The sequence below is a fragment of the Pedobacter sp. Leaf176 genome (assembly GCF_001424305.1).
Classification (GTDB): Bacteria; Bacteroidota; Bacteroidia; order Sphingobacteriales; family Sphingobacteriaceae; genus Pedobacter.
The window spans coordinates 1,174,856-1,198,772 of the sequence record NZ_LMPD01000001.1 but is presented as its reverse complement, the minus strand read 5'-3'; the positions used below and the strand labels follow the sequence as shown (position 1 = coordinate 1,198,772).

General features: G+C 38.9%; 21 protein-coding genes. 4 read left to right on the top strand and 17 right to left on the bottom strand.

Going from position 1 to position 23,917, the window contains the following annotated elements; all coding sequences use genetic code 11:
• Nucleotides 1–28: 28 nt before the first annotated feature.
• The 11 genes from ASF92_RS05470 to mraZ form a co-directional block, all read right to left on the bottom strand.
• Entirely contained in the window at nt 29–1,255 is a 1,227-nt protein-coding gene (locus tag ASF92_RS05470; RefSeq protein ID WP_056088905.1) for a cell division protein FtsQ/DivIB, read from the bottom strand.
• On the bottom strand, nt 1,248–2,603 hold the full coding sequence (gene murC / locus ASF92_RS05465; RefSeq protein WP_056088902.1) for a UDP-N-acetylmuramate--L-alanine ligase: 1,356 nt from the start codon (nt 2,601–2,603) through the stop codon (nt 1,248–1,250). The genes ASF92_RS05470 and murC overlap by 8 nt, the downstream gene beginning before the upstream one ends.
• A 172-nt stretch (nt 2,604–2,775) precedes the next feature.
• A complete protein-coding gene (murG, locus tag ASF92_RS05460) occupies nt 2,776–3,888 on the bottom strand; it encodes an undecaprenyldiphospho-muramoylpentapeptide beta-N-acetylglucosaminyltransferase (RefSeq protein ID WP_056088900.1) in 1,113 nt (370 codons plus the stop codon).
• Between the two features lie 292 nt (nt 3,889–4,180).
• A complete protein-coding gene (locus tag ASF92_RS05455; RefSeq protein ID WP_056088897.1) occupies nt 4,181–5,374 on the bottom strand; it encodes an FtsW/RodA/SpoVE family cell cycle protein in 1,194 nt (397 codons plus the stop codon).
• Nucleotides 5,375–5,388: 14 nt separating this feature from the next.
• On the bottom strand, nt 5,389–6,777 hold the full coding sequence (gene murD, locus ASF92_RS05450) for a UDP-N-acetylmuramoyl-L-alanine--D-glutamate ligase (RefSeq protein WP_082489454.1): 1,389 nt from the start codon (nt 6,775–6,777) through the stop codon (nt 5,389–5,391).
• An 87-nt stretch (nt 6,778–6,864) separates the two neighbouring features.
• A complete protein-coding gene (gene mraY / locus ASF92_RS05445) occupies nt 6,865–8,112 on the bottom strand; it encodes a phospho-N-acetylmuramoyl-pentapeptide-transferase (RefSeq protein ID WP_056088895.1) in 1,248 nt (415 codons plus the stop codon).
• Nucleotides 8,112–9,569, bottom strand: coding sequence for a UDP-N-acetylmuramoyl-L-alanyl-D-glutamate--2,6-diaminopimelate ligase (locus ASF92_RS05440; protein WP_056089212.1), 1,458 nt, complete (start codon nt 9,567–9,569; stop codon nt 8,112–8,114). Before ASF92_RS05440 ends, mraY begins: the two co-directional genes overlap by 1 nt.
• Before the next feature lie 194 nt (nt 9,570–9,763).
• Entirely contained in the window at nt 9,764–11,866 is a 2,103-nt protein-coding gene (locus tag ASF92_RS05435; RefSeq protein WP_056088892.1) for a penicillin-binding protein, read from the bottom strand.
• Nucleotides 11,856–12,269, bottom strand: a complete 414-nt coding sequence (locus tag ASF92_RS05430; RefSeq protein WP_056088889.1) for an FtsL-like putative cell division protein — start codon at nt 12,267–12,269, stop codon at nt 11,856–11,858. Before ASF92_RS05430 ends, ASF92_RS05435 begins: the two co-directional genes overlap by 11 nt.
• Nucleotides 12,266–13,171 (bottom strand): 16S rRNA (cytosine(1402)-N(4))-methyltransferase RsmH, encoded by a 906-nt coding sequence (rsmH, locus tag ASF92_RS05425; RefSeq protein ID WP_056088887.1) that lies wholly within the window; start codon nt 13,169–13,171, stop codon nt 12,266–12,268. The genes ASF92_RS05430 and rsmH overlap by 4 nt, the downstream gene beginning before the upstream one ends.
• Nucleotides 13,161–13,628: a division/cell wall cluster transcriptional repressor MraZ gene (gene mraZ / locus ASF92_RS05420; protein WP_056088884.1), complete on the bottom strand. Its 468-nt coding sequence runs from the start codon at nt 13,626–13,628 to the stop codon at nt 13,161–13,163. Before mraZ ends, rsmH begins: the two co-directional genes overlap by 11 nt.
• Nucleotides 13,629–14,134: 506 nt before the next feature.
• On the opposite strand from mraZ, the gene ASF92_RS05415 reads away from it, so the two are divergent.
• From ASF92_RS05415 to ASF92_RS05395, 4 genes are all read left to right on the top strand, one after another.
• Complete coding sequence (locus ASF92_RS05415; RefSeq protein WP_056088881.1) at nt 14,135–14,527, top strand: hypothetical protein; 393 nt, start codon at nt 14,135–14,137, stop codon at nt 14,525–14,527.
• Between the two features lie 110 nt (nt 14,528–14,637).
• Nucleotides 14,638–16,473, top strand: a complete 1,836-nt coding sequence (locus ASF92_RS05410) for an ABC transporter ATP-binding protein (RefSeq protein ID WP_056088878.1) — start codon at nt 14,638–14,640, stop codon at nt 16,471–16,473.
• A gap of 211 nt (nt 16,474–16,684) precedes the next feature.
• Nucleotides 16,685–17,860 carry a helix-turn-helix domain-containing protein gene (locus ASF92_RS05400; RefSeq protein ID WP_157263716.1) on the top strand — a complete coding sequence of 392 codons (1,176 nt, stop codon included), beginning with the start codon at nt 16,685–16,687 and terminating at the stop codon, nt 17,858–17,860.
• 138 nt (nt 17,861–17,998) lie between these two features.
• On the top strand, nt 17,999–18,196 hold the full coding sequence (locus ASF92_RS05395) for a hypothetical protein (protein ID WP_056088869.1): 198 nt from the start codon (nt 17,999–18,001) through the stop codon (nt 18,194–18,196).
• Nucleotides 18,197–18,312: 116 nt separating this feature from the next.
• On the opposite strand, the gene pgk is transcribed toward ASF92_RS05395, so the two are convergent.
• The 6 genes from pgk to ASF92_RS05365 form a co-directional block, all read right to left on the bottom strand.
• Nucleotides 18,313–19,506 carry a phosphoglycerate kinase gene (gene pgk / locus ASF92_RS05390; RefSeq protein WP_056088867.1) on the bottom strand — a complete coding sequence of 398 codons (1,194 nt, stop codon included), beginning with the start codon at nt 19,504–19,506 and terminating at the stop codon, nt 18,313–18,315.
• 2 nt (nt 19,507–19,508) lie between these two features.
• Nucleotides 19,509–19,949, bottom strand: a complete 441-nt coding sequence (locus ASF92_RS05385) for a GNAT family N-acetyltransferase (RefSeq protein ID WP_056088863.1) — start codon at nt 19,947–19,949, stop codon at nt 19,509–19,511.
• Nucleotides 19,950–20,052: 103 nt separating this feature from the next.
• Nucleotides 20,053–21,057 (bottom strand): type I glyceraldehyde-3-phosphate dehydrogenase, encoded by a 1,005-nt coding sequence (gene gap, locus ASF92_RS05380; protein ID WP_056088860.1) that lies wholly within the window; start codon nt 21,055–21,057, stop codon nt 20,053–20,055.
• A 101-nt stretch (nt 21,058–21,158) separates the two neighbouring features.
• Nucleotides 21,159–22,262, bottom strand: coding sequence for an MraY family glycosyltransferase (locus ASF92_RS05375; RefSeq protein ID WP_197413232.1), 1,104 nt, complete (start codon nt 22,260–22,262; stop codon nt 21,159–21,161).
• 10 nt (nt 22,263–22,272) lie between these two features.
• Nucleotides 22,273–23,181 carry a glycosyltransferase family 2 protein gene (locus ASF92_RS05370; RefSeq protein ID WP_056088857.1) on the bottom strand — a complete coding sequence of 303 codons (909 nt, stop codon included), beginning with the start codon at nt 23,179–23,181 and terminating at the stop codon, nt 22,273–22,275.
• Nucleotides 23,182–23,251: 70 nt separating this feature from the next.
• Nucleotides 23,252–23,692, bottom strand: a complete 441-nt coding sequence (locus ASF92_RS05365; RefSeq protein WP_056088856.1) for a hypothetical protein — start codon at nt 23,690–23,692, stop codon at nt 23,252–23,254.
• Between the last annotated feature and the right edge of the window lie 225 nt (nt 23,693–23,917).

The following is a 23,917-nucleotide window of genomic DNA, read 5'->3' as shown; positions in this document are numbered from 1 at the left end:
TGAGTTATATATTTTGTTTTTCTAGGACTTATTTATTCTTCTTTTCTGTTGCTGCTGTTTTTTGCTTAGCCTCCGCTTTTTGTTTTGCCATTTTCTCAGCAAAAGACAGAGATTTCTTGACTTCCGGTTTTTGCTCTGCAATTTTGGCTTTTTCCTTTTTAAGTTCAGGCTTTTTCGCCGCCGCTTTCAGTTCTTCCTTCTTTACGGCCGGCTTTGAGCTTTCGGTTTTAGGTTTTTCTTTTTTCACTTCAGCTTTTGGCGCTACTGCTTTTGGATTAACTCTTGGCGCGGTTACAGGCTTCGGTTTTACGACTGCGATAGGCTTCTCTTCTTTCTTATCAGGTTCTTTATCATCGGTTATTCCATCACTTTGTATTGCATCTTCAATAGAATTCCGGATGAGTGAATCAGAAACTTTTCTGGTAATGTTAATGCTATCTGCACTTGAAAGTACTTTACGATTTGCAGCGATTAATGATGAATCGCGTTTTTCGCAAACAATCTGATTCGTGTATTTTATGTTAATTGTTCTATAAGTATCCCATCCTACTTGCGGCATAGCTTTCTTATAAAACACCAGTAGGTTTTTCATTTTCTTGTCCAGTGAATCGGCACTCCCAAGGATGATTCTTTGGTTGCCTACCCTGGGGATCAATTCAATATCGTTATTGCCACCAACAACTATCTGTTCAATTTGATTATCCCACAGCGTATCTCTTTTAATATATTGTGCCGTTTTATAGAGGTCGCGAGCCAGTTGTGTTCGCAAGGTATCGATGCGTATTCCAAAAACTTCATGAATATTTCCTGTAGCAACAAGAACATTTGCGGTAAAGTTTGGAGAAATCGGCATTTTCAATCCATTATTATCTATGTAGAAATCCTGTCCGATAGTATTCAAAACTCTCAGGATGGGTTGACGCTGTTCTATTTCAATCCGGAGTACGCCATCCATATCAGCATAAACTTTCGCAAAGCCGATATAAGGATTCGACCGTAACTTTTGTTCAATTTGATGGATGTTGATTTGTTCCAGGTATCTTCCAACCAGCACACCCTGATCCTCACGTAAAATCTCATCAACCTCTTCTCTTTCTATGAAATTGTCGGCTCCGGGAATTAGAATTTTTACTTCTGTACATTTAACGCCCTGCTTTTTTGCATTAATGAAACTTAGGAGCACCACAACGCCTGCAAGACTGATTAGCCAAGCAAAACCGGTGAAAATCGCGCTCCAGTTTACCTTCTTAAGCATTGTTTAATGTATTTTTTAATGGTTCAATTAAAGTATCGATATCACCTGCGCCAACTGTTAACAGTAGCTCAGGTGTGGTTTGCTTCACGTACTGAATTACAAAATCTTTACTACATATTTGCTTATCGGCCAATTTTATTTTTTCGAGCAAATACTGCGAATTTATACCTTCAATAGGCAATTCTCTCGCAGGGTAAATGTCCAGCAACAACAATTCATCAGCTGTACTTAACACTTTCGCAAAATCATCTGCAAAATCCCTGGTCCGACTGAATAAATGCGGCTGAAAAACCACCGTTAATTTCTTATCCGGATACAATTGTCTTACTGCATCAAAACAGGCTTTCAATTCCTCCGGATGGTGCGCGTAATCGTCAATATAAATCTGGCTGTCGTTATTTACGATGTATTCAAAACGACGCTTTACACCTTTGAAACTGGCCACCGCCTGTTTAATCTTTTCAGGCTCAATACCCAATTGTAACGCAATAGCAATGGCAACCGTTGTATTTTCCACATTATGCCTGCCTGGCAACATCAGGCTTAAATTTTTGATGCTGATTTTGCTGTCCAGGTAATCAAAAACAAATTTTGAACCTTCTACTTTCAAGTTCTCTGCCCTGGCATCGGCCGTTGCACTTGCCGCATAGCTGCTACTGTCTGCTATTGGCAACCCTTCGTGAACATACATCTGGCCTCCGGATTTTAGCTGACCTGCAAAAAGCTGAAATGATTCTTCAAGCTGGCTTTTATCTCCATAGATATCCAGGTGGTCTGCATCCATCGAGGTGATCACTGCTACATCAGGATGCAAAGTCAGGAATGACCTGTCGTACTCATCGGCCTCGACAACCACGACATTATTTTCACCAAATAAAACATTGCTATTGTAGTTGCTGGTGATGCCTCCTAAAAAGGCTGTGCAATCGTAACCTGTATCTTTTAAAATGTGCGCGACGATAGAGGATGTTGTCGTTTTGCCGTGGGTTCCGGCAACGGCAATGCAAAACATACCTTTGCTGATAATCCCTAAAACCTCAGAACGTTTCTTTAAACTGAAGCCTTTATCTTTGAAATGATTCAGGATTTTTGAATCCTTCGGAATGGCCGGGGTGTAAACAACCAGGGTATCTTCATCATTATCCAAGAAAGTACCAGGTAAGGCTGACGTTTCATCCAGATAAGAAATTAAAATACCTTCCCGCTCCAAAGCTTCAGTCAATATGGTTTTCGTTTTATCGTAACCACATACCACCTGACCTCGTTTAGCAAAATAACGGGCAATAGCGCTCATACCGATACCACCGATACCAACAAAATACACCCTGTTTATTTTACTTAATTCCATTTTTTTAAGCTTAAGGGAGAGAGGATAAAGCTTAAAGCTTTTCCTATCCACCGGTTTAAGTCGAAAGCTCAAGGCCTCCTTTCAATCGTTCAATTAATTTTATTTCTATCGCTTTAAGATTGCACCTGACCTCGCAACGACGTGGCGTTGATTTTGCTTCGGTCTTTCTGCTTTAATCTTTCAGCCTTACTAGTTTTAACACTTCATTTGCAATAATTTCATCTGCCTTAGGCAAGGCCATCTTTTCGATATTTTCGGAAAGCGCTGCACTACGAACTTTATCATTTAAAAGGCTCAATGCTTCATTTACCAAAGTATCTTCCGCAGACCTGTCATTTATTAATACTGCTGCATTATTTTTTACAAGTGCCAGTGCATTTTTGGTCTGATGATCTTCCGCTACATTTGGCGAAGGCACCAGTATAACCGGCTTTTTAATCAAACAAAGTTCTGCAATAGTTCCCGCACCTGCCCTGCTAATAATTACATCAGCAGCGGCATAAGCCAAATCCATCCTGTTTAAAAATTCCAGGATGCGAACATTCGGATGGTAATCAAGCCCTAACCTTTCGATAATACCTTTAAAATAAAATTTTCCTGTTTGCCAGATGACCTGAACATCCTGTTCCAAAATTTCAGGCAAATGCTTTTCAATGCTTTTATTCAATGTTCCGGCACCTAAACTACCACCGGTAACTAATATTGTTTTCTTCAGCGGATCGAGCTTTAAAAGCTCTGCTCCTGAATAATGTTTGCCTTTAATATCAACCACATCCTGGCGCACAGGATTGCCTGTTTTAAGAATCTTTTCAGGTGGAAAAAATTGATCCATGTCATCAAAGGCTACACAAATTTTCGAAGCCTTCTTTCCAAGCCATTTATTCGTTACACCCGCGTAAGAATTCTGTTCCTGAATCAGGTACGGAATTCCCTTTAATGATGCCGCGTATAACAGCGGACCTGATGCATAACCACCAACACCGACAACGGCATCTGGCTTAAAATCCTTGATTAACTGCAGTGCGGTCCGAACACTTCCTAAAACCTTAAATGGCAAGGCAAGATTTTTCATAATAGAGCCCCGCTGAATCCCACTAATGTTTAAACCAACTATTCTATATCCGGCAGCAGGAACTTTTTCCATTTCCATACGGCCAGTAGCGCCCACAAATAATATTTCACAGGCTGGCACCATGCGTTTTAATGCATTGGCAATGGCAACGGCGGGAAATATGTGCCCGCCTGTGCCACCTCCTGATATGATAATTTTTGGGGAATTATTCATTTTAATTAATTATTATTTTAACCGCAAAGGGCGCTAAGTTTATCGCAAAGCACGCTAATCTATTGTTCTATTTTCTACCACAAAGCGCACCGAGCTTTCACAGAGCACACAAAGTTTTTTATTTTACCGCAAAGAGCGCTTAGCTTATTTCAAAGCACGCTATGCATTTTACTTTTTACCACCGAGTTTTCACAGAGCAAATCGAGGTTTTATTACATATTCCTACACCTAATTTACAGCTCTGTGTTCCTTTGTGCCTTCTCTCTGTGTACTCTGTGGTTAAATCTTTTCACTATCCAAACGCAGGAAGCTCACCTACAATAACTTTATTATTCGCCTTTGTTTTATCTGCAGCTGTTTTACCAGCTACGTTTTCTTCCACATCACGGCTCACACTTAAAATAATACCAAAAGCCACACTTGTAAAAATCATTGACGTTCCACCCATACTTACCAATGGAAGCGGTACGCCGGTTACCGGACCTAATCCTACGGCCACGGCCATGTTCGCAAAAGCCTGTATGGTTAAACTGAAACTTAAGCCGGCAGCCAGTAAAGCACCAAATGCCTTAGGTGCTTTGGTCACAATTTTTATGCATCGGTATAAAAGCACCAGGTAAAGCATCATAATCACCATTCCCCCTAACGTTCCCCATTCTTCAATAATAATGGCGAAAATAAAATCCGAATAAGGATGCGGAAGGAAATTGCGTTGTGTACTATTACCTGGTCCTTTACCGAAAACACCACCAGTAGCCAAAGCGATTTTTGCCTGGTCTGCCTGGAAAGTCTTGTCTGAATGTTGCATCTCCGGATGAAGAAAAGACTTAATCCTGGATGCATAAGTTGCTCTCCTAGGACCTAAGAAAACAACAAACATTAATAATATTGCCCCACCAACACAAACCAGTGAAATTTGCTTAATGCTGATACGACCTATAATTAAAAGTAAGATGCTAACTCCGAAAAGCATTAACGCAGTTGATAAGTTTGCCAGTGCTATCAATACAAATACCACACAAACAGAACCCATTATCGGAATAAAAGACTCTTTTACATCCTTAATATTTTCCTGCTTTTTAGTCAACATTCTAGCTAAAAAGGTGATCAACGCAAGTTTTGCTAAATCCGATGTCTGAAACGTTAAGCCGATAACGGGAATTTTTACCCAGCGGGACGCATCATTTACATTTGCACCAAAAACCAAGGTATAAAGCAATAATGGAATCGTCACTATCATTAGAATTTTCGAGATTCCAGCGTAATACCGGTAATCGAGCAGGTGGGATATATAAATCATACCAATACCCAATAAGACAAATATCAGGTGCTTATATAATAAAACTTTTTCCACAGACTGATTCTTTCTGTAAGCGTAAGCACCAGTTGCGCTATAAACGGCCAAAATTGAAATCAGGGACAACATGATAATGATTAACCATATCCACCTATCGCCTTTTGTTTTATTAAGTAGAGCTTGAAACATTGCTTAACCTCCTTCTATAATTCTTTTACTGCCGCTTTAAACTGATTGCCGCGGTCTTCATAATTTTTAAACAAATCGAAACTTGCGCAGGCCGGGGAAAGTAAAACAGCATCCCCTCGTTTAGCCAGATGAAAAGCAATTTGTGTTGCCTCCTCTGCCGAGAATGTATTTACAATTACTTCAACATCATCCTCGAACGCATCATGAATACGCTTGTTATCCTTTCCCAAACAAACAATTGCTTTAACTTTACTCTTAACCAAATCCTTAAGCATATTGTAGTCGTTACCTTTATCTACTCCACCCATAATCAGAACAACATCGGTCGTCATGCTTTCCAATGCGTACCAGGTTGAATTAACGTTGGTCGCTTTGCTGTCGTTTATAAAATCTATCCCAGAAATTTTTGCCACATGCTCCAGCCTGTGCTCAATATTTTTGAAATTGCCCATACTTTCACGAATGGTCTCATTTCTTAACTCCAGAACCTTCGCGACGATACCTGAAGCCATAGAGTTGTAAATGTTGTGCTTGCCCTGTAAGGCTAATTCTGAAATAGACATGGTTAGTTCTTTATTTGGATCAGTAAGGATGTGTATTGTATTATTTTCTAAATAAGCACCTGTTTCAACTTTCTTAAGGATTGAAAAAGGATATGTTTTTGCCTGAAGCTTTATATGCTCCATTGCTTTTAAAGTTTCTTCATCATCAGCAGAGTAGATAAATACATCTTCTGCTGTCTGATTTCGAATGATGCGCATTTTAGATGCAGCATAATTTTCAAGTTTATAATCGTACCTGTCCAAATGATCAGGTGTAATATTCAGTAATACCGAGATATCTGCCTTGAAATCAAACATATCATCCAGCATAAAACTTGAGATTTCAAGTACATACCAATCGAAAGTTTCCCCAGCAACCTGTGCAGCGAAACTTTTTCCAATATTACCGGCAAGCCCGACGTTTAAACCCGCATTTTTTAAAATGTGGTAAGTAAGCAAGCTGGTTGTTGATTTACCATTTGAACCCGTTATGCAAATGGTTTTCGCAGTGGTGTACCTTTTGGCAAACTCTATCTCCGAGACTACAGAAATGCCTTTTGATCGCAACTTTGTAATTATTGGCGCATAGGGCGGGATTCCCGGGCTTTTTATTACCTCTGAAGCATTTAGAATTAATTCTTCAGTATGTAGACCTGACTCAAAGGGAATAGCCAGCTCCTCAAGAGCCTTTTTATACTTATCCGTTATCGTACCGAAATCAGAAACGAAAACATCGAAACCTTTCTGTTTAGCAAGTTTTGCAGCACCAACACCACTTTCACCGGCACCCAAAATTACAACACGGCTTCGCACGGCCATTGCTGACTGCGTATTGCTTGTTGTATTTTGATTTGTATTCATTATTTATCTTTTTACCATCTAAGGCACCTTAGTCTTTCTAACTTAAGCTGTAGTCTTTGTTCTTCAATCCTTACTCTTTGTTCTCAACTACCTTAATTTCAATGTTACAATGGTCATAATGGCCAGCATGATTCCTATAATCCAGAAACGGGTTACAATTTTTGCTTCATGGTAGCCCTTCTTCTGGTAATGGTGATGTAAGGGCGCCATGAGTAAAATTCTTCTGCCTTCTCCAAATCGTTTTTTGCTGTATTTAAAGTACGATACCTGCATAATCACCGAAACCAGTTCGATTAAGAAAATACCACATAGAATCGGAATCAATAATTCTTTTCGAATCATAATTGCGAATGACGCAATGATTCCACCGATGGCTAAACTGCCCGTGTCGCCCATAAAAACCTGAGCGGGATAAGAGTTGTACCACAAAAAACCGACACAGGCGCCGACGAATGCCCCTGCAAAAATCATCAGCTCGCCGGAATTCGGGATGTACATGATGTTCAGGTAATCTGCAAAACCAACGTTACCGGATACGTAAGCTAAAATTCCAAGCGTTGTTCCAATAACTGCAGACGTTCCCGTAGCCAAGCCATCGATTCCATCTGTAATGTTTGCACCATTTGAAACGGCAGTAATAATGAATACAGTAAAGGCAAGAAACACTAGAAATGCATACTTCTCATAACCGGTTCCTAAAAACTTAAGCACTTTAGCGTAGTCAAATTCGTTATTTTTGTAAAACGGTATATTGGTTTTTGTGGATTTTACATCCTGTGTATAATAGAATGTTTCACCTTTCTGCCGCAGCACCATAGGCACCGATGATGTATTTTTTACATCATCCGGAACGGTTTGGCGGACCACGATATTTGGGTTATAATACATTGTCCAGCCAACAATCAATCCAAGGCCTACCTGACCAACAATTTTAAAGCGGCCGGCCAAACCTTCCTTGTTCTTTTTAAAGACTTTAATATAATCGTCAAGAAAACCGATAGCGCCCATCCAGATCGTGGTCACAATCATCAGGATTACATAAACATTTGTAATGTTTGCAAAAAGAAGTGTCGGGATTAAAATACCCAGCAAAATAATGATTCCACCCATTGTTGGCGTACCTTGTTTTTGCATCTGACCTTCAAGACCCAAATTTCTTACTGTTTCCCCAACCTGTTTTTTATGCAGGTAATCTATCAGACGGCGACCATATACCGTCGTGATAATCAGTGATAAAATTATTGAAACGGAAGCCCGGAAAGTGATGTACTGGAACAACCTTAATCCAGGTATGTCGTAATGCTTATGCAGGTATTCGAATAATAAATATAACATTAGCTGCGAGGGTTTAATTGTTCAAGTAAGATTTCTTTATCATCAAAGTGATTACGCACCCCGTTTATTTCCTGGTATTTCTCATGACCCTTTCCTGCTACGAGAATAATATCCCCGCTCTTTGCTAAGTGGCAAGCCGTTTTTATAGCTTCTTTTCTATCTAAAATGGATAAGGTTTTACGTTTATTAGTGGGCGAAACACCCGCTTCCATCTCATTGATAATGGTCTGGGGGTCCTCAGTACGTGGGTTATCAGATGTCAGTATTACTTTATCGCTCCAATCGCAAGCTACCTGAGCCATAACCGGACGTTTGGTTTTATCCCTGTCGCCACCACAACCAATTACCGTAATAACCTGCTCCGTTCCTTTCCGGATGTTTGCAATGGTACTTAATACATTCTGCACTGCATCAGGCGTATGTGCATAATCTACTATACCGATGATTTTATCGGGCGAGGTTATGTAATCGAAGCGCCCTTCTGCGCCAGTTAAACGACTTAAAAGTGTTAAAACCTTTAACTTATCCTGCTCAAGCAGAATGGCAGTACCATATACGGCAAGCAAATTGTAAGCATTGAAAGAACCAACCAGCTTGAAAAAAACATCTTCATTATCGATATCCAAATGCAGACCACTGAACTGATTTTCTACGATCTTCGCCTTGAAATCGGCAAGCTGTTTTAAAGCATACGTTTTCTTGTGTGCCTTTGTATTCTGCAGCATTACCATGCCGTTTTTATCATCAATATTGGTTAGTGCAAATGCCGATTTCGGCAGGCCATCGAAAAAAGCCTTCTTCGCTTTCAAATAGCTATCGAAGGTTTTATGAAAATCAAGGTGGTCGTGTGTCAGGTTCGAAAATACAGCACCAGAAAAAGTCAGCCCTTCTATTCTATGTTGCGAAACCGCATGAGAACTCACTTCCATGAAGCAGTAATCGCAGCCGGTATTGACCATCTCGCGAAGCAATCCGTTTAAAGCAATAGGATTCGGTGTGGTATGGGTTGCAGCAACAACAACATCGTTGATATAATTCTCAACAGTTGACAGCAGACCAGCCTTATAACCTAAATCTTTAAAAAGCTTAAATAAGATGGTTGCAATTGTCGTTTTTCCATTAGTTCCGGTAATGCCAACTAATTTAAGCTCTCTGGAAGGATTACCATAAAAATTACCCGCCATGATACCCAGGGCTACTGAAGAGTTATCAACCTTTACATAAGTAACATCAAAATTATCGATTTCGGGAAGGTTTTCACATATAATAACTTTAGCACCCTGCTCAACCGTTTGGTTTATAAAAAGGTGACCATCTGCCGCAGTACCTATAATAGCAAAGAATGCAGCATCAATGGTAACTTTACGGGAATCAAAAGTCAGGACATTAACTTCCCTGTCTGTTCTTCCAACCAGTTCCTTAATTGTTACGCCATAAAGTAATTCCTGTAACTGCATTTTATTTAATTTTGAATGAGTGAATTTTGATGGATGAATGTTAAGCAAGTCGCCGGTCAATCATTCTCAAATTCAATCAATCTCTCATTTAATCATTATCTAATATTGAATGAGTGAATTTAGAATGAGTGAATGTTAAGCAAATCGCAGGTCAACATTCTCTAATTCAATAATTCTATTATTCATTCATTTTCTTAATCCAATTGTATATCAACCTGTAAACCCTTACCCACTTTTGTTCCTGCCTGAACGGATTGTCTAATCACTTTACCCGAACCTGTAACCCGTGTTTTTAAACCCGCATTTCCAAGCAGGTAAAGCGCATCTTTTAAACCCATTCCTGCAACGTTTGGCATGACACCTTTTTTCTCGCTATTCTCCTGAAAAATGGTTCCTGCACTGGTATCTATGGTATTATAATATTCTGATTTAGACGCAAAAAGTGGTTTAAATCCAAAAGCCTTATATACTTTTTGTGTTGCTTTGCTTTGGCCTGCCTTTGTTGGCGGATTACCTGTGTTACCAACTAAAGTTGTTGGCACATCATTGTACATCTGCATATCGCTGGCGTAAATTCTGTCGGCAATTTCCCTGAATACAGGACCAGATACCATTGATGCATAATAACCACCTTTAGGATCGTTGATAACCACAATCATGGAGTATTTTGGCTTATCAGCGGGGAAATAACCCACGAAAGATGCCTGGTATTGTTTTTTAGCTTTATAGCCTTTATTTGCATCAGCCACCTGGGCCGTTCCAGTTTTACCGGCAATTTTATAAAGTGGGTTGTAAACATAAGTTTTACCGCTTCCGGCGGTAACTACACCTTCAAGCATTTTTTTAATTTTACTAAGGGTCACGTCCGAGCAAATCTGCTCATTAATCACTCTTGCTTTAAACTGCTCAATCGGGTTACCCAGTCTTCTTATTTCTTTTACAAAAATCGGCGCAATGTATTTACCATTATTCGCTACAGCGTTGTAAAAAGACAACATTTTTAGCGGAGTAAGCTGCATTTCATAACCGTAAGCCATTTGCGGCAATGTCATATTCTTATTCCAGCTTTTGTTGGTTTTAGGGTTTTTTACTGCCGGCGTTGCCTCTCCAGGTATCTGTAACTCCATTTTCTTGTTTAGATGCCAATCATATAGATGATCTGTAAATTCAATGGGGTTGGCACCATACTTACTATTAATCAAATAGGCAATTGCTGCATTTGACGATTCTTCAAATGCTCTTTTCACTGTTACTACACCAATACTCCCATGGGAATCTTTGATGGTGTGACCTGGGATTTTGTAAGTACCAGTACCAACCATCGTATTGGTATCAACCAGTTTATCTTCAAGCAGTGCCATATAAGAAGCCAGCTTGAAAGTCGACCCCGGATCCTGATTACCTGCAATGGCATAATTAAATTTCTCTTTATAAACACCTTCCTCAACCTTAGAGAAGTTTGCAACCGCCCTGACTTCGCCAGTGGCAACCTCCATTACAATCACCGTACCATGGTCGGCTTTATACTTTATCAGTTGCTTTTCCAATGCACTTTGAGCCAAATCCTGCATATTGATGTCGATGGTTGAAATGATGTCTGCTCCGTCTTTGGGCGCCACTTCTTCTTCATCATTTACCGGCACATAAACACCGCCAGCGATGCGCTGCATCAACCTTTTACCTGTTTCACCATTAATGTAATCTGTGTAAGCTCCTTCCAAACCAACACCATTTTTCACATTGGCATTTTTATAACCAATGGTACGTGCCGCCAAGGTCTGGAAAGGTAGGATACGCTTATTCTGTTGGACGGCAATTAAGCCTCCGCTGAATTTACCAATATTGTATAAGGGGAATGTCCTGATTGTTTTCAAATCAGCATAACCGACTTTACGGTGAATTAATAAATAACGCGCACTATCCTGACGCCCTTTGCGGAGCATACGTGAATACTCTTTAGCTGATTTATCCTGAAAAATACCGGCAAGTTTCATCCCTAAAGAATCAACCTTTTCATTGAAAATTTTATCCTCCGCGATACCACCGGCAAACATATCCATATGCAACTCATATTCAGGAACAGAAGTTGCCAGTAAACTACCATCATTTGAATAAATATTGCCACGTGTTGCCTCAACGGGCATGTAACGCGTAGAAAGGCTGTCCGCCATCGCTTTCCATTTATGTCCCTGCACAAACTGCACCTGGCTGAGACGTAAAAATACCGCCAAAGCAAAGAGCACAATTAAGCCAAATGCCAGATATACGCGAAGCAAGATGTTTGCTCTAATATTCATCGCTTTTAACAATTATTTTTTTTGGTGGTTCAATTAATTCTTTTATTCCAAGGGTATCAACCTTCTTGGCAACTTCCGTTAGTTTACTTTTAAACATGAGGTCAGCTTTTAAGGACTTATACTCCCAGCGTAACTCTTTAACCTCTTTATTCAGCTTGTCAATCCGGCGCACATTGTTTACCGCAAAATGGCTATTGGCAATGTAAACCATGCCCAATAATGCCAGAAAGCACAAAAAAGGCAATGCATCTGTAGCGGCCTCCTTTGATATTACACCTTCCGTAAAAAACTTTCCGATAAAAGTTTCGCTGAACTTCTTATCATCGTCAGACTTTACTTTTTCCGTCTTCACCTTAAGCTCAGGTTCAGGTCCGATTTCTTCTTCTTCTCTGAACTTGTTCATATTTTTTCCGCTATCCTTAATTTTGCACTGCGCGCCCTGTTGTTGCGGGCGATTTCTTCATCTGAAGCCATTATCGCTTTGCGTGTAATTACATTAAATGGTTTTTGCTGATTACCAAAAAAATCCTTTTCAACCTCACCATAAAACTTACCCTTAGCCATAAAATTTTTGACCGGTCTGTCCTCCAAAGAATGATAAGACATCACAACCAGATGTCCTCCGGGTTTTAAAACTTCGGCGGCTTGCTGTAAAAAGTTTTCCAATACGGATATTTCAGCATTCACCTCTATACGCAGGGCTTGAAAAACCTGCGCTAAATATTTATTTTCCTTTCCCTTGGGAATGTATTCAGAAACTGCGGTTTTGAAACCATCGATATCAGTAAAAGGATGATCCAAACGGGCTGTAACGATGGCGCGGGCCAGCGATTTTGCATTCTTCACCTCTCCGTAAATTCCAAATATCTTGTGAAGCTTTTCTTCTGAATAAGTATTCAGCACATCTGCAGCAGTTAAAGTTCCATTAGGGTCCATGCGCATATCTAAATTCGCATTGAAGCGAATAGAAAAACCACGTTCAGGCACATCAAACTGATGGGAGGAGACCCCTAAATCAGCCAGAATACCGTCAACTGCTTTAAAACCTTTAAGGCGAAGGTTATTTTTAAGGAAACCGAAATTCTGGTCGATAAAGATGAAACGGTCATCTGCAGGAATATTCACCTGTGCATCCGGATCCTGATCGAAAGCAATTAACCTGCCTTCAGGGCCAAGGTGCTTTAAAATTTCTTTTGAATGACCACCGCCTCCAAAAGTTACATCCACATAAACACCGTCGGGTTTGATGTTTAAACCATCAATGCAAGGCTGAAGCATCACAGGAACATGGTATTTAAATTCCATCCACCCCTCCTTTCTTATCAACCATTACCTTTTGAGCAAGCGCAGCAAAGTTTGCCGGCGTACCGTCCAATGTGTCTTCGTAAGCTGATTTATCCCAAACCTCTATTCTATCTAATTGACAAGCCAGCATAATATCCGAACCGATACCAGCATACTCCGTAAGGGATTTTGGAAGCAACACACGACCGGCGGCATCAAGAGTTAGCTCTGTAGCACCTCGCGTAAAAGCTCTTATGAATTTCCTGTTTTCTTCATCGTAAACGTTCAGCTCACTAAGTTTAGCAACGATTTTGTCCCAGACATTTTTAGGATAAATAACAAGATTTTTTTCGAAGCCACGGTTGATGACCAATCCCTCCCGCTCAACATCAGGCAATTGTTTCTTAAGCGCAGCAGGAACCATTAGTCGGCCTTTTGCGTCAAGTTTACAATCAAATTCTCCTAAAAGATGGGTCATAGTGGTATCTACACTTTTTATGTAGTGTAAAAGTAAATAGTTCTACCACTTTTTACCACTTTTTACCACAAAAAAGTTTTCCACAACTAATTTCTCCCACTTTGCCCCCTCAATGACTAAAAAAGAAACCATCAAAAAAATTACAAAAAGCGCTTAATCACTGGTAAAAAGCAAGTTAACTACAAAAATTAGCATTTAAAAAACATTAATTGCCTTGTAAATATTTTTTGCGTTTAGAAATTAAAAGCCCAAATTTAAGGACATTTTTTGCTTATTGGCTCACAATTTATTGACAAAACCATTCTTCAAAATTCGATTTAAGTACCTCACAGGTCAGCGTTTGTATCCAAATTTATACAAGGAGAAAAGCCGCTGGCATAGCGTATTATTCGAAATAATTCAATGGTGGATAGCAATATGCCTGCATTTTATAATTATAATTTCAAATTTGATAATAACGTCCAACTTTAAGTAAATAGGGTTGTTCATTATTAAATTGACAGAACATGACAGACGAAAACATAAAAAAGGTAGCCAAAATCTTGCTAGGCGCGGGATTAGTATTTGCAGGTATTGGCCACCTTACATTTGCAAGAAAGGAATTTCAGGCCCAGGTACCTAACTGGGTGCCCATAAAAAAGGATGCCACTGTTGTACAATCCGGATTAGTAGAAATCGCTTTAGGTACGGCATTAATTCTAACACCAAAAAAGTATGAGCAGACGGTAGGAAAAATTGCTTCCGGCTTATTCACTGCAGTATTTCCCGGCAATATTTCGCAATATAAAAATCGAAGAAATGCATTTGGTCTCAATACAGATGCGAAAAGATTTGGCAGATTGTTTTTTCAGCCTGTACTTATTTACTGGGCATTGAAAAGCACGAATAATGTCGGATAATCAACGAATAACCTGTTTTTTTTACAGCAAAGCATCTGGAAGTCAAGATTTGATGTATCAGTTTGCCTTGTGCAGCAATCATCTATATTTGAGCAAACACATTAGAAATTATGGCCAAAAGCAGGAACACGATAAAAATGGAAGAAATCACCTTTAAACAGCGTCTGCTATCTTTCAAAAATCTACCTGTGTTTTTCAAAATGGTTTGGCGAAGCAGCCCTCAAAAGGCGCTAATTAGCCTTGTTCTACGCCTATTTCGTTCGGCTATGCCCGCAGCCTTGCTCTATACTGGTAAGCTTATTATTGATCAGGTTGTTGCATTGAATTCCGGTACTGCCCATGGAGACAGTTCAAGACTTTGGGAACTTGTTGGGCTTGAGTTTGTGCTGGCTATCTTAACCGACGGACTTAACAGAATGATTAACCTCACGGATAGTCTGCTCGGGGACTTATTTTCCAACTATACGTCCATGCGCATTATGCGGCACGCAACCGAACTGGATTTGGATCAGTTCGAAGATTCTGTATTTTACGATAAACTTGAAAGAGCCAGACAGCAGACTGTGGGCAGAACGGTCTTGCTTTCTCAGGTGATGAGCCAGATACAGGATTTTATATCAATGGCATTTTTGCTTACGGGCCTGATTGCTTTTAACCCCTGGTTAATTTTAATGTTACTTCTGGCAATCATTCCATCATTTTTAGGTGAATCTTATTTTAACAGCAAAAATTACGCACTTTCCAGAAGTCAGACGCCAGAAAGAAGGGAACTGGATTATGTACGCTACCTCGGTGCAAGCGATGAAACGGCTAAGGAAGTGAAAATTTTCGGGTTATCAGAATTTATCATAAACCGCTTTAAAAAACTTTCTGAAAAATTTTATGCCGACAACAGTAGGCTTGCTATAAGCAGGTCGGGCTGGGGCACGCTTTTATCCATAATGGGTACAATTGGTTATTATGGCGCCTATGCATTTATCATTTATCAAACCATTAACGGTAAGGCAACAATCGGGAGCTTAACCTTTTTAGCCGGTTCTTTCAGGCAATTAAGTTCTCTCATGGAAACATTGCTTTCACGCTTTACAATGGTTTCGCAAGGCGCGATCTACCTGAATGATTTCATTGAGTTTTTTGAAATTAAACCTAGGATTACCCAACCACTTAAGCCCCTACCTTTTCCAAATCCCATTAAAACTGGTTTTATTTTTGAAAATGTAGGTTTTAAGTATCGTGGTGCACCAAAATATGCATGCAGAAATTTATGTTTTAGTCTCCAACCAGGCGAAAAGCTTGCACTTGTTGGAGAAAATGGCGCAGGCAAAACCACCCTTGTAAAGTTACTCTCCAGGCTTTACGATCCTACGGAGGGTCAAATATTATTGGATGGACAGGACTTAAGAAATTACGACCTGAAAGATTTAAGGCATAATATGGGTATTATTTTTCAGGATTATATTCGTTATCAGATGACTTTCTCTCAAAATATTGCAATAGGTAATATTGCTGAACTAGAAAATATGGATCTGATTACAATAGCAGCTAAACAAAGTCTCGCTGATTTACTTGTTGCTAAATTTCCACTCGGTTATGAACAGGCTTTGGGCAGAAAATTCAATGATGGTGTAGAATTGTCGGGTGGTGAATGGCAAAAAGTAGCGCTGGCAAGAGCTTATATGAAAAATGCTCAGGTCCTGATTCTAGACGAGCCGACATCTGCGCTTGATGCCAGGGCGGAATATGAGGTTTTCCAACGTTTTGCACAGCTTACGATTGGAAAATCAGCAATACTAATTTCCCACCGTTTTTCTACCGCAAGGCTTGCTGACAGAATCTTAGTATTGGAACAAGGAACCATATTGGAATCGGGAACACATGCAGAATTACTTAAAAAAAAGGGAAGGTATGCCGAGTTATTTAATTTACAGGCGAAGGGTTATCAGTAGTATTATCTAATTAGCGCTATTAAATATGTGTTCAACCCTGTAATTTTCATAAATCTTAACACCAATCAAAAACACCTCCGTACTCTCTAAGCAGCACTTATTTTCAAGGTAGTAACAGACCGCGTCGCATACTAAATTTAGAGCTAACAGGAATGTTATGTGTTCGTAAACTTTAGATTCGTATTTTTGGATTATTTTAAAAATTAATCTCTTGCATCCCTTTTTTTTAACCGTAATCGGTGCAATTTTTATTTTATCCCTTGTCGTTATCCTTTTATGGGTATATGGACGAAACAAGAAGTATTTGAATGCTTTATTAGCTACTGCTATTTGCGGCGTAGTCTGGTACGCTATGATATTTTTACTGACCAATACTGGTTACATTAAATATTACCCGTTACTTTTTAATAAAGGTTTACCATTATACTATACAATCGGACCTTGCTTTTATCTCTACCTGAAAGGCGAATTAAATCCGGAACTTTCGAAATTCAAAAAGAAACACCTTTTACATTTTATCCTGATTATACCAGCACTGTTCTCGGTAATGCCATACAACCTGTTAGATACGGAACAACAACAACTTATTGTTAATCGCGTGGCAAGGGATTTTCAATATGCTTTTTCAACAGAAAAATATATTGTTGAACCCTGGCATTGGTTTACTCTTCCGTTATCAGCACTCACTTATTCCATTCTTCAGATGAGGCTGACATATATTTTCGCCAGGCAAAAAAAGAACATCAAAACCGTCAGATGGGCTTACTTTTTTTCTGGTATGCTTACTTTAATATTCTCAGGAATGCTGGTATTAAACGTGGTCATACTCAGAAATTCGAACGATGCCTATTTCATATTGCATAGAAGTCCGTTGATTTTATCCCTGGCTTTCATCTTTCTACTATTGAGTTTATCCTTTTTCTTAAATCCCCAGACTATTTTTGGTTTATCCGATAAATTAAACCAATCAGATATTTTAAACAATACTGGTTCGGATTCGGAAGACATCACGAATTCTGAAAAACGTAAAATCAGACCAGTTGATGAGAAATTAATTGAACAGGTTGAACAGCAAATCATGGAGAAAGAAATCTTTAAGCAGGTCGGTTTAACCATGAGCGAACTTGCTGCGCAGTTAGATATACCCAATCATAAGTTATCAGATTTATTTAACAAGCACTATCAGTCTAACTTTAATACACACATCAACAATTTGCGGATTGACTATGTAAAAAAACGACTGGATTCGGGCGATTGGAAGCAATATACTTTAGAGGCGATAGCATTAGAGGCCGGATTTTCTTCCAGGAATACATTTTTTGTAGCTTTTAAGAAAATCATGGATAAAAGCCCCTCTGCCTATTTAGCAGACATTAAAAACAAGTAATTTTGTAATGATTTTGAATTTCATTACATATAAGAAAGGCAGATTTAAAAATTTTTAAATATTAAACGGGACTTTTGACAAACCACTAAAACGCCTGAAAGTTTATTAGTGGATAAGAAACCAAACTGATAAATTGCTATGCCAAATCTGAAGAAAAAATCCTTAATGGTTTTTAACATTTCTCCTAAAAAGTTTTTAGAATTAAGCACCTATGTAGACTGTGATAAGCAATCGTTGACCATCTTCGCTCCCGCCAATAAAATTTCCAGTGGTGCAATATTTCAGGATAAAACTTCACTGGAAGCCATATTAGAGGAATTTGAAAACGCGTCTTAATACTTTCTGTTAACCGCTCAAATTAAGAAACTTCGTAAGTGCAAAAAAGGCTCGGAACAATTCCGAGCCTTTTCTATACCAATTCTTATAGAGACCAGTCAATTTAATGATTAAGCCTATTCATTGATAGCCTTAACACCAGGTAATTCCTTACCTTCCATATATTCGAGTAAAGCGCCACCGCCTGTTGAAACGTAGCTCACCTCATCTTCCAGTCCGAATTTCGCGATAGCCGCAGCAGAGTCTCCCCCACCAATTAAAGAGAATGCGCCATTATCTTTGGTTGCAGCAACAACCGCTTCAGCGACTGCTTTAGTACCCACTTCAAAATTTTCCATTTCGAAAACGCCCATAGGGCCGTTCCACAATAAAGTTTTTGAGTTTTTAATAACATCCTGAAACAAGGCTACAGATTTTGGACCGATATCCAGACCCATCCAGTCTGCTGGGATCTGGCCAGAAGTTACGTCTTTTTTATCTGCGTCGTTTGCAAATTTATCGGCGATAACAGTATCGACAGGCAAAATAAGATTAACCCCTTTCGCCTTTGCTTTTTCAATTAATTCTAAAGAAAGTTCCTGTTTATCGGCTTCTAAAAGGGAAGTACCTATTTCTCCACCCTGAGCTTTGGCAAAAGTATAAGCCATACCACCGCCTATAATCAGGTTGTCAACCTTGTCTAATAACTTTTCGATTAATAATATTTTATCGGAAACTTTTGCACCTCCCATAATTGCTGTAAATGGTCTTTCCGGATGATTTAATACTTTTTCAGCATTTTCTAATTCCGAAGCCATTAAATAACCGAAGTATTTGGCATCAGGAAAAAACTGTGCGATCACAGCTGTAGATGCGTGAGCACGGTGAGCGGTTCCGAAAGCATCGTTCACGTACACATCGCCAAGGGCTGCTAATTTCTCAGCAAAAGCAACATCGCCTTTTTCTTCTTCTTTATAAAAGCGGAGGTTTTCCAGCAACAAAACTTCCCCTGGATTTAAATCTTTAGCTGCATTTACCGCAGATTCACCGATGCAATCTTCAGCAAATTTTGCTTCGATACCGAGCATAGATGACAAATCGCCGAGGATATGTTTTAAAGAATATTTATCAGTGGGTCCATCTTTCGGGCGACCTAAATGCGACATTAAAATCACAGAACCACCATCTTTTAAAATCTTTTTGATAGTTGGAAGCGCTGCACGCATCCTTTTATCATCTGTGATTTTGAAATTGTCATCTAAAGGAACGTTAAAATCGACTCTGATTAGCGCTTTTTTATCTTTAAAGTTAAACTGGTCTACTGTTTTCATGTTTAATTATTTTGATTTAAATTTAATTTCATTTCGTAATGGAAACCAATTCCTGGTATGTCAAACTCAGGTGATTCCGTTTTAAAGCCTATTTTTTTATAAAAACCTGCTGCTGTGGAACGGGCATTACACCATAAATAAGCTGTTTTATATGCTCTTAAATAGTCGGTTGCAAATTCTATAAGCGATTTTCCAAATCCTCTTCCGCTATAGTCCGGATGAGTGGCCATTCCTCTTAATTGATAACCTTCACCTTCGCCCTCAAAAAAATCGTTACGCATAAAAGTCGCAACAGATTTTAACTCTCCATCTAATTCAAGCCCGAGATGAAAAGTATCATAGGCTTCGTCTCCCTGAAAAATGCAATGCTCAAAGGATTTTCCATTTCTCAGCACAAGGCTTCTTAATGGCAGTACTTCTTTTGCAGAGATGAATTTTATCATATAAATTTGCTCAAATGACAATTTCAAAGTTATGCAATCGTTCCCGTAAATTATTCTGATTTACTTATTTGTTTAAATTGTTACCGTTTATAAAAAGTCAATTTTAATTATTGGCAACCAATTTAGCCGCCTGTATTTTCTTTATTAAATCCACAAGTCTGCTACTGTAGCCGAATTCATTATCATACCATCCTACAACTTTTACTAAATCACCTACAATTGAGGTAAGCTGGGCATCGAAAATACACGAATGCGGGTTGTCTATAATGTCGACAGATACTATGGGATCTTCGGTATATTCTAAAACGCCGTAAAATTTTCCTTCTGATGCCGTTTTAAAAGCCGCATTAATATCCGCTATGGTTGTTTTTTCTTTTAAAATGCAGGTAAAATCCGTTAAAGAACCGTTTAAAACGGGTACACGTATGCCAGCTCCGCCGAGCTTACCATCAAGCTCGGGAAAAATATGGGTTATGGCTTTAGCTGCGCCTGTGGTCGTTGGAATTATTGACGCTGAAGCTGCCCTTGCCCGGCGCAAATCTTTATGGTTGCTATCATGAAGATTCTGATCCCCGGTCATAGAATGAATTGTGGTAATGTATCCCTCTACTACGCCCCATTTATCATTTAGAATTTTAATCATTGGAGCAATATTATTGGTAGTACAACTTGCATTAGAAAGTATCTTACTTTGTAAATCAAGCTGATCTTCATTAACGCCTAAAATAACCATCGGAATATCGTCAGCGGCCGGGGCGGAAATAATTACCTGCTTCGCACCAGATATCAGGTGCCCTTCAGCGTCTTCACGACTCAGATTTTTGCCGGTACATTCGACCACTACATCCACTTTCAAGGCTGACCATGGCAACTGAATTGGATGTTTAATTGAGAACGTGGGAATTGATTGCCCGTCGATAATTAGGGTATCGGGTTCCGCGGCGACATTGCCTTTGAACACCCCATGGACTGTATCGTATTTAAAAAGGTGAGCCATTGTTTTTGGTTCTGATAAGTCGTTTATAGCAACAACCTCTAAACCTTCAGCTAAAGCCAAACGTAAAAAGGTTCTTCCTATCCTACCAAAACCATTTATTGCGATTCTCATTTGTTTAAATTAATGCGCAAAATTAACGTTTATTTTGAGATTGAGGCGGATAAAAAGAAGAGATGTATTTTGCGGAAATTGTCCGCCAACGGAAGCAATAGTTAACCTAAACCTGCTGCTTGTTTTGCCAGATTATCTTTTTTGCGGAGTTTAAAGAAAAGGACAAAATCGAAGACCATGCAAATGCCGATTAGAAAAAAAATAAGAAAAAAATTTCCGACGTTTTGCATAAGTATGGACAGAGCAAGTAAACAGATGTTTAAACCAGTGGTTATCAAAATAATTGCCGGTGGTTTTAAACCCAATCGCTCCATGCGATGGTGAACGTGATTTCTATCGCCTTTAAAAGGGGAATTTCCTTTAAGTACCCTTACAGTAAATATACGGAGGGAGTCGAATACCGGAATAATTAAAATTGAGACCGCTATCGCAGGCGCGGAATAAACAAATGGAATCGCTCCGCCGGAAAATTTATTTAACTCAATAAATTTAATAGCCAACGATGCCGTGACCAAGCCTGTAATTAATGCACCGGTATCACCCATGAATATTCTGGCTGGATACCAGTTGTATCTCAGGAAACCGGCTATCGCACCGGTTAAGGAAAAAGCAATAAAAGCGTAGGCGGTCTGATGCATCATGGCAAAAAAGACACCAAAAATTAAGTTTGCAATGATACCAGTGGTACCGGCCAAACCATCAATCCCGTCGATTAAATTAAAAGCATTGTTCAGAAAAATGATTAAAACAACTGAGAATAGCCCAGCCCAAAATGCTGGCATATCCCCGATACCAAATACGCCATATAAGCTGGTTAACCTGAATCCGCCGAGAAAAACCAAAATACAAGCCGCTAGCAATTGTATAAAAAATTTTGTGCCCGTACTGGTTCCATAAATGTCGTCTTTCAGGCCTAAACCGGCCAATATAATGCAGGAGGCGATTAAAAAGCCGACCTCTTCAAATTTTATTAAAGCTGTAAAGAGTAGTGTAGTAATCGTAAAACTGGTTACAATGGCTATTCCTGCTAAACGGGAAATGTTTCGGTTATGGATTTTCCGGTGCAAATCGTTTTTATCAAATAAATCATATTTAACTGAAGTATGAATAACGGTCGGAATACTTAAAATAACAATCGCACAAGCAATAAATGCAATGGCCAGATAAAATAATAAAGTGTATGTATCTACTAAATATGGCAGCAAAACTTTAAAGTTAATTGACAAATTTCGGGTTATCATTAGAAATATATCGAAGACCCTTGCTGGTCTGATAATTCCCTCTTTGTATTGACTGCCTGAAAAATTGCATTTTTACAAATCCTGATTTCAATATGCCCAGGATATTGGAACTTCTAAATTGGGTAAACTTTGAAATCTTTTTATTAAACAACACGAACAGGCCAAATGAAATCCGGTTTCTTTTAAGCGCTTTGTAATCATTTATAAAAGCTAAAAAAATGCTTTTAATGGATTGATTACTTATACCTCCTATCCGCATGTTCACCATCAGAAAAGGCAAATACCTGGCTTTTATTCGATACTTATGAAAAAATCGTAAAACTAAATCATAGTCAGCAGATGTACCCATATCTAAAGCGTAGTTACCGTACGTCTCGAAAAGATTTTTTTTCAGGTATAAGGTGGGGTGAGCAGGCATCCACCCTGATTTAACATTTTCATAACTTGCCTGCATGGATTTCCATTTACGTATTACCTCGAGCTTAACAGGATGCACATAGTTCAAATCACCGTAAACGGCTTCTATATCCGCGTTTTGCTGAAACGCAGTTGCGATTTTTTCTATAACATTGCTGTTCACTAAAACATCGTCTGCATTTAATATGCCTACAATATCTCCGTTTGAAACCTGTATACCCTTATTAATAGCATCGTAAAGGCCTTCATCTTTTTCTGAAATGAAATAATCGATGTGGGCTCTATATTTTTCTATAATGGATAAACTGCGATCAATGGACCCTCCATCAATTACGATGTATTCTATATACTTGTAATTCTGATTGATAACTGATTCTATACACTCCTTTAAGAAAGCTTCTCCATTTAACAAAACTGTTATTATGGATATTTTAACCGGCTCAGAAGTACTTTTCTTAAAATACATATGCTTAATTGGTTGGCAAAAGCCTTATTAAATCCTAATCTTCTAAAAAAATCTTAATAGCTAATCCTTTTTATATGATTTGCCTTCTGATAAATAAAAAACCGAAAGCGCCCGTAGCTGTGGCAAACAGCCATGAATAATCATCAAGATCGCACTGGACAATGGTTTTATTTGCAACTTTGCCGACATAAGTTGTGGTTTGACAACCATTTACAGCACCTAAAAAGTTATAACTATATCCGGCCGGGCATACCGTACAGTTCTGTGTTGTAGCTAGCCATTTGGTTTGTGAAAAAGATATGCAAGCTGAAGTACTTGGCTCACTAGGATTTGGTTTATAAACTGGATTTCCGCCAAAAACTATACTCAATACAGCATTAACTAAACCCGAATTTTCCCGCTCCGTATATACTGTATCGTTATTAGCTGCAACCAGACAACCAGACTGTGCAGATGAGCACAAATTAAGCAGCATAAATAAAATTAATAAAAGACCTGATAATCTCTTCATCCTTAATCATCCTTTAAATCCTCACACGAAGTTACCCCGACCTGTTGCTTAACTGATCATTCTTTTTATTCATTCAGCAAGTAGATCTTGTTCTTTTTTCATTCATTTTGAGCGATTGGCTGGTCGATTTATTGCTCTGAATATATAATTAACAAGGTTTTTCGATTGTGGAACACTAGAAGACCATATTTCAGGAACAACACGCCAAACGACACCGCTGTTATG

Coding starts and splice junctions, on each gene's coding strand:
- ASF92_RS05435 (WP_056088892.1), bottom strand. CDS start 11,866: ATGAATATTAGAGCAAACATCTTGCTTCGCGTATATCTGGCATTTGGC.
- ASF92_RS05415 (WP_056088881.1), top strand. CDS start 14,135: ATGACAGACGAAAACATAAAAAAGGTAGCCAAAATCTTGCTAGGCGCG.
- ASF92_RS05470 (WP_056088905.1), bottom strand. CDS start 1,255: ATGCTTAAGAAGGTAAACTGGAGCGCGATTTTCACCGGTTTTGCTTGG.
- ASF92_RS05385 (WP_056088863.1), bottom strand. CDS start 19,949: ATGATAAAATTCATCTCTGCAAAAGAAGTACTGCCATTAAGAAGCCTT.
- ASF92_RS05430 (WP_056088889.1), bottom strand. CDS start 12,269: ATGAACAAGTTCAGAGAAGAAGAAGAAATCGGACCTGAACCTGAGCTT.
- ASF92_RS05440 (WP_056089212.1), bottom strand. CDS start 9,569: ATGCAGTTACAGGAATTACTTTATGGCGTAACAATTAAGGAACTGGTT.
- ASF92_RS05455 (WP_056088897.1), bottom strand. CDS start 5,374: ATGTTTCAAGCTCTACTTAATAAAACAAAAGGCGATAGGTGGATATGG.
- murD (WP_082489454.1), bottom strand. CDS start 6,777: ATGAATACAAATCAAAATACAACAAGCAATACGCAGTCAGCAATGGCC.
- gap (WP_056088860.1), bottom strand. CDS start 21,057: ATGAGAATCGCAATAAATGGTTTTGGTAGGATAGGAAGAACCTTTTTA.
- murC (WP_056088902.1), bottom strand. CDS start 2,603: ATGGAATTAAGTAAAATAAACAGGGTGTATTTTGTTGGTATCGGTGGT.
- ASF92_RS05370 (WP_056088857.1), bottom strand. CDS start 23,181: ATGTATTTTAAGAAAAGTACTTCTGAGCCGGTTAAAATATCCATAATA.
- murG (WP_056088900.1), bottom strand. CDS start 3,888: ATGAATAATTCCCCAAAAATTATCATATCAGGAGGTGGCACAGGCGGG.
- rsmH (WP_056088887.1), bottom strand. CDS start 13,171: ATGGAATTTAAATACCATGTTCCTGTGATGCTTCAGCCTTGCATTGAT.
- mraZ (WP_056088884.1), bottom strand. CDS start 13,628: ATGACCCATCTTTTAGGAGAATTTGATTGTAAACTTGACGCAAAAGGC.
- pgk (WP_056088867.1), bottom strand. CDS start 19,506: ATGAAAACAGTAGACCAGTTTAACTTTAAAGATAAAAAAGCGCTAATC.
- ASF92_RS05410 (WP_056088878.1), top strand. CDS start 14,638: ATGGCCAAAAGCAGGAACACGATAAAAATGGAAGAAATCACCTTTAAA.
- ASF92_RS05365 (WP_056088856.1), bottom strand. CDS start 23,692: ATGAAGAGATTATCAGGTCTTTTATTAATTTTATTTATGCTGCTTAAT.
- mraY (WP_056088895.1), bottom strand. CDS start 8,112: ATGTTATATTTATTATTCGAATACCTGCATAAGCATTACGACATACCT.
- ASF92_RS05395 (WP_056088869.1), top strand. CDS start 17,999: ATGCCAAATCTGAAGAAAAAATCCTTAATGGTTTTTAACATTTCTCCT.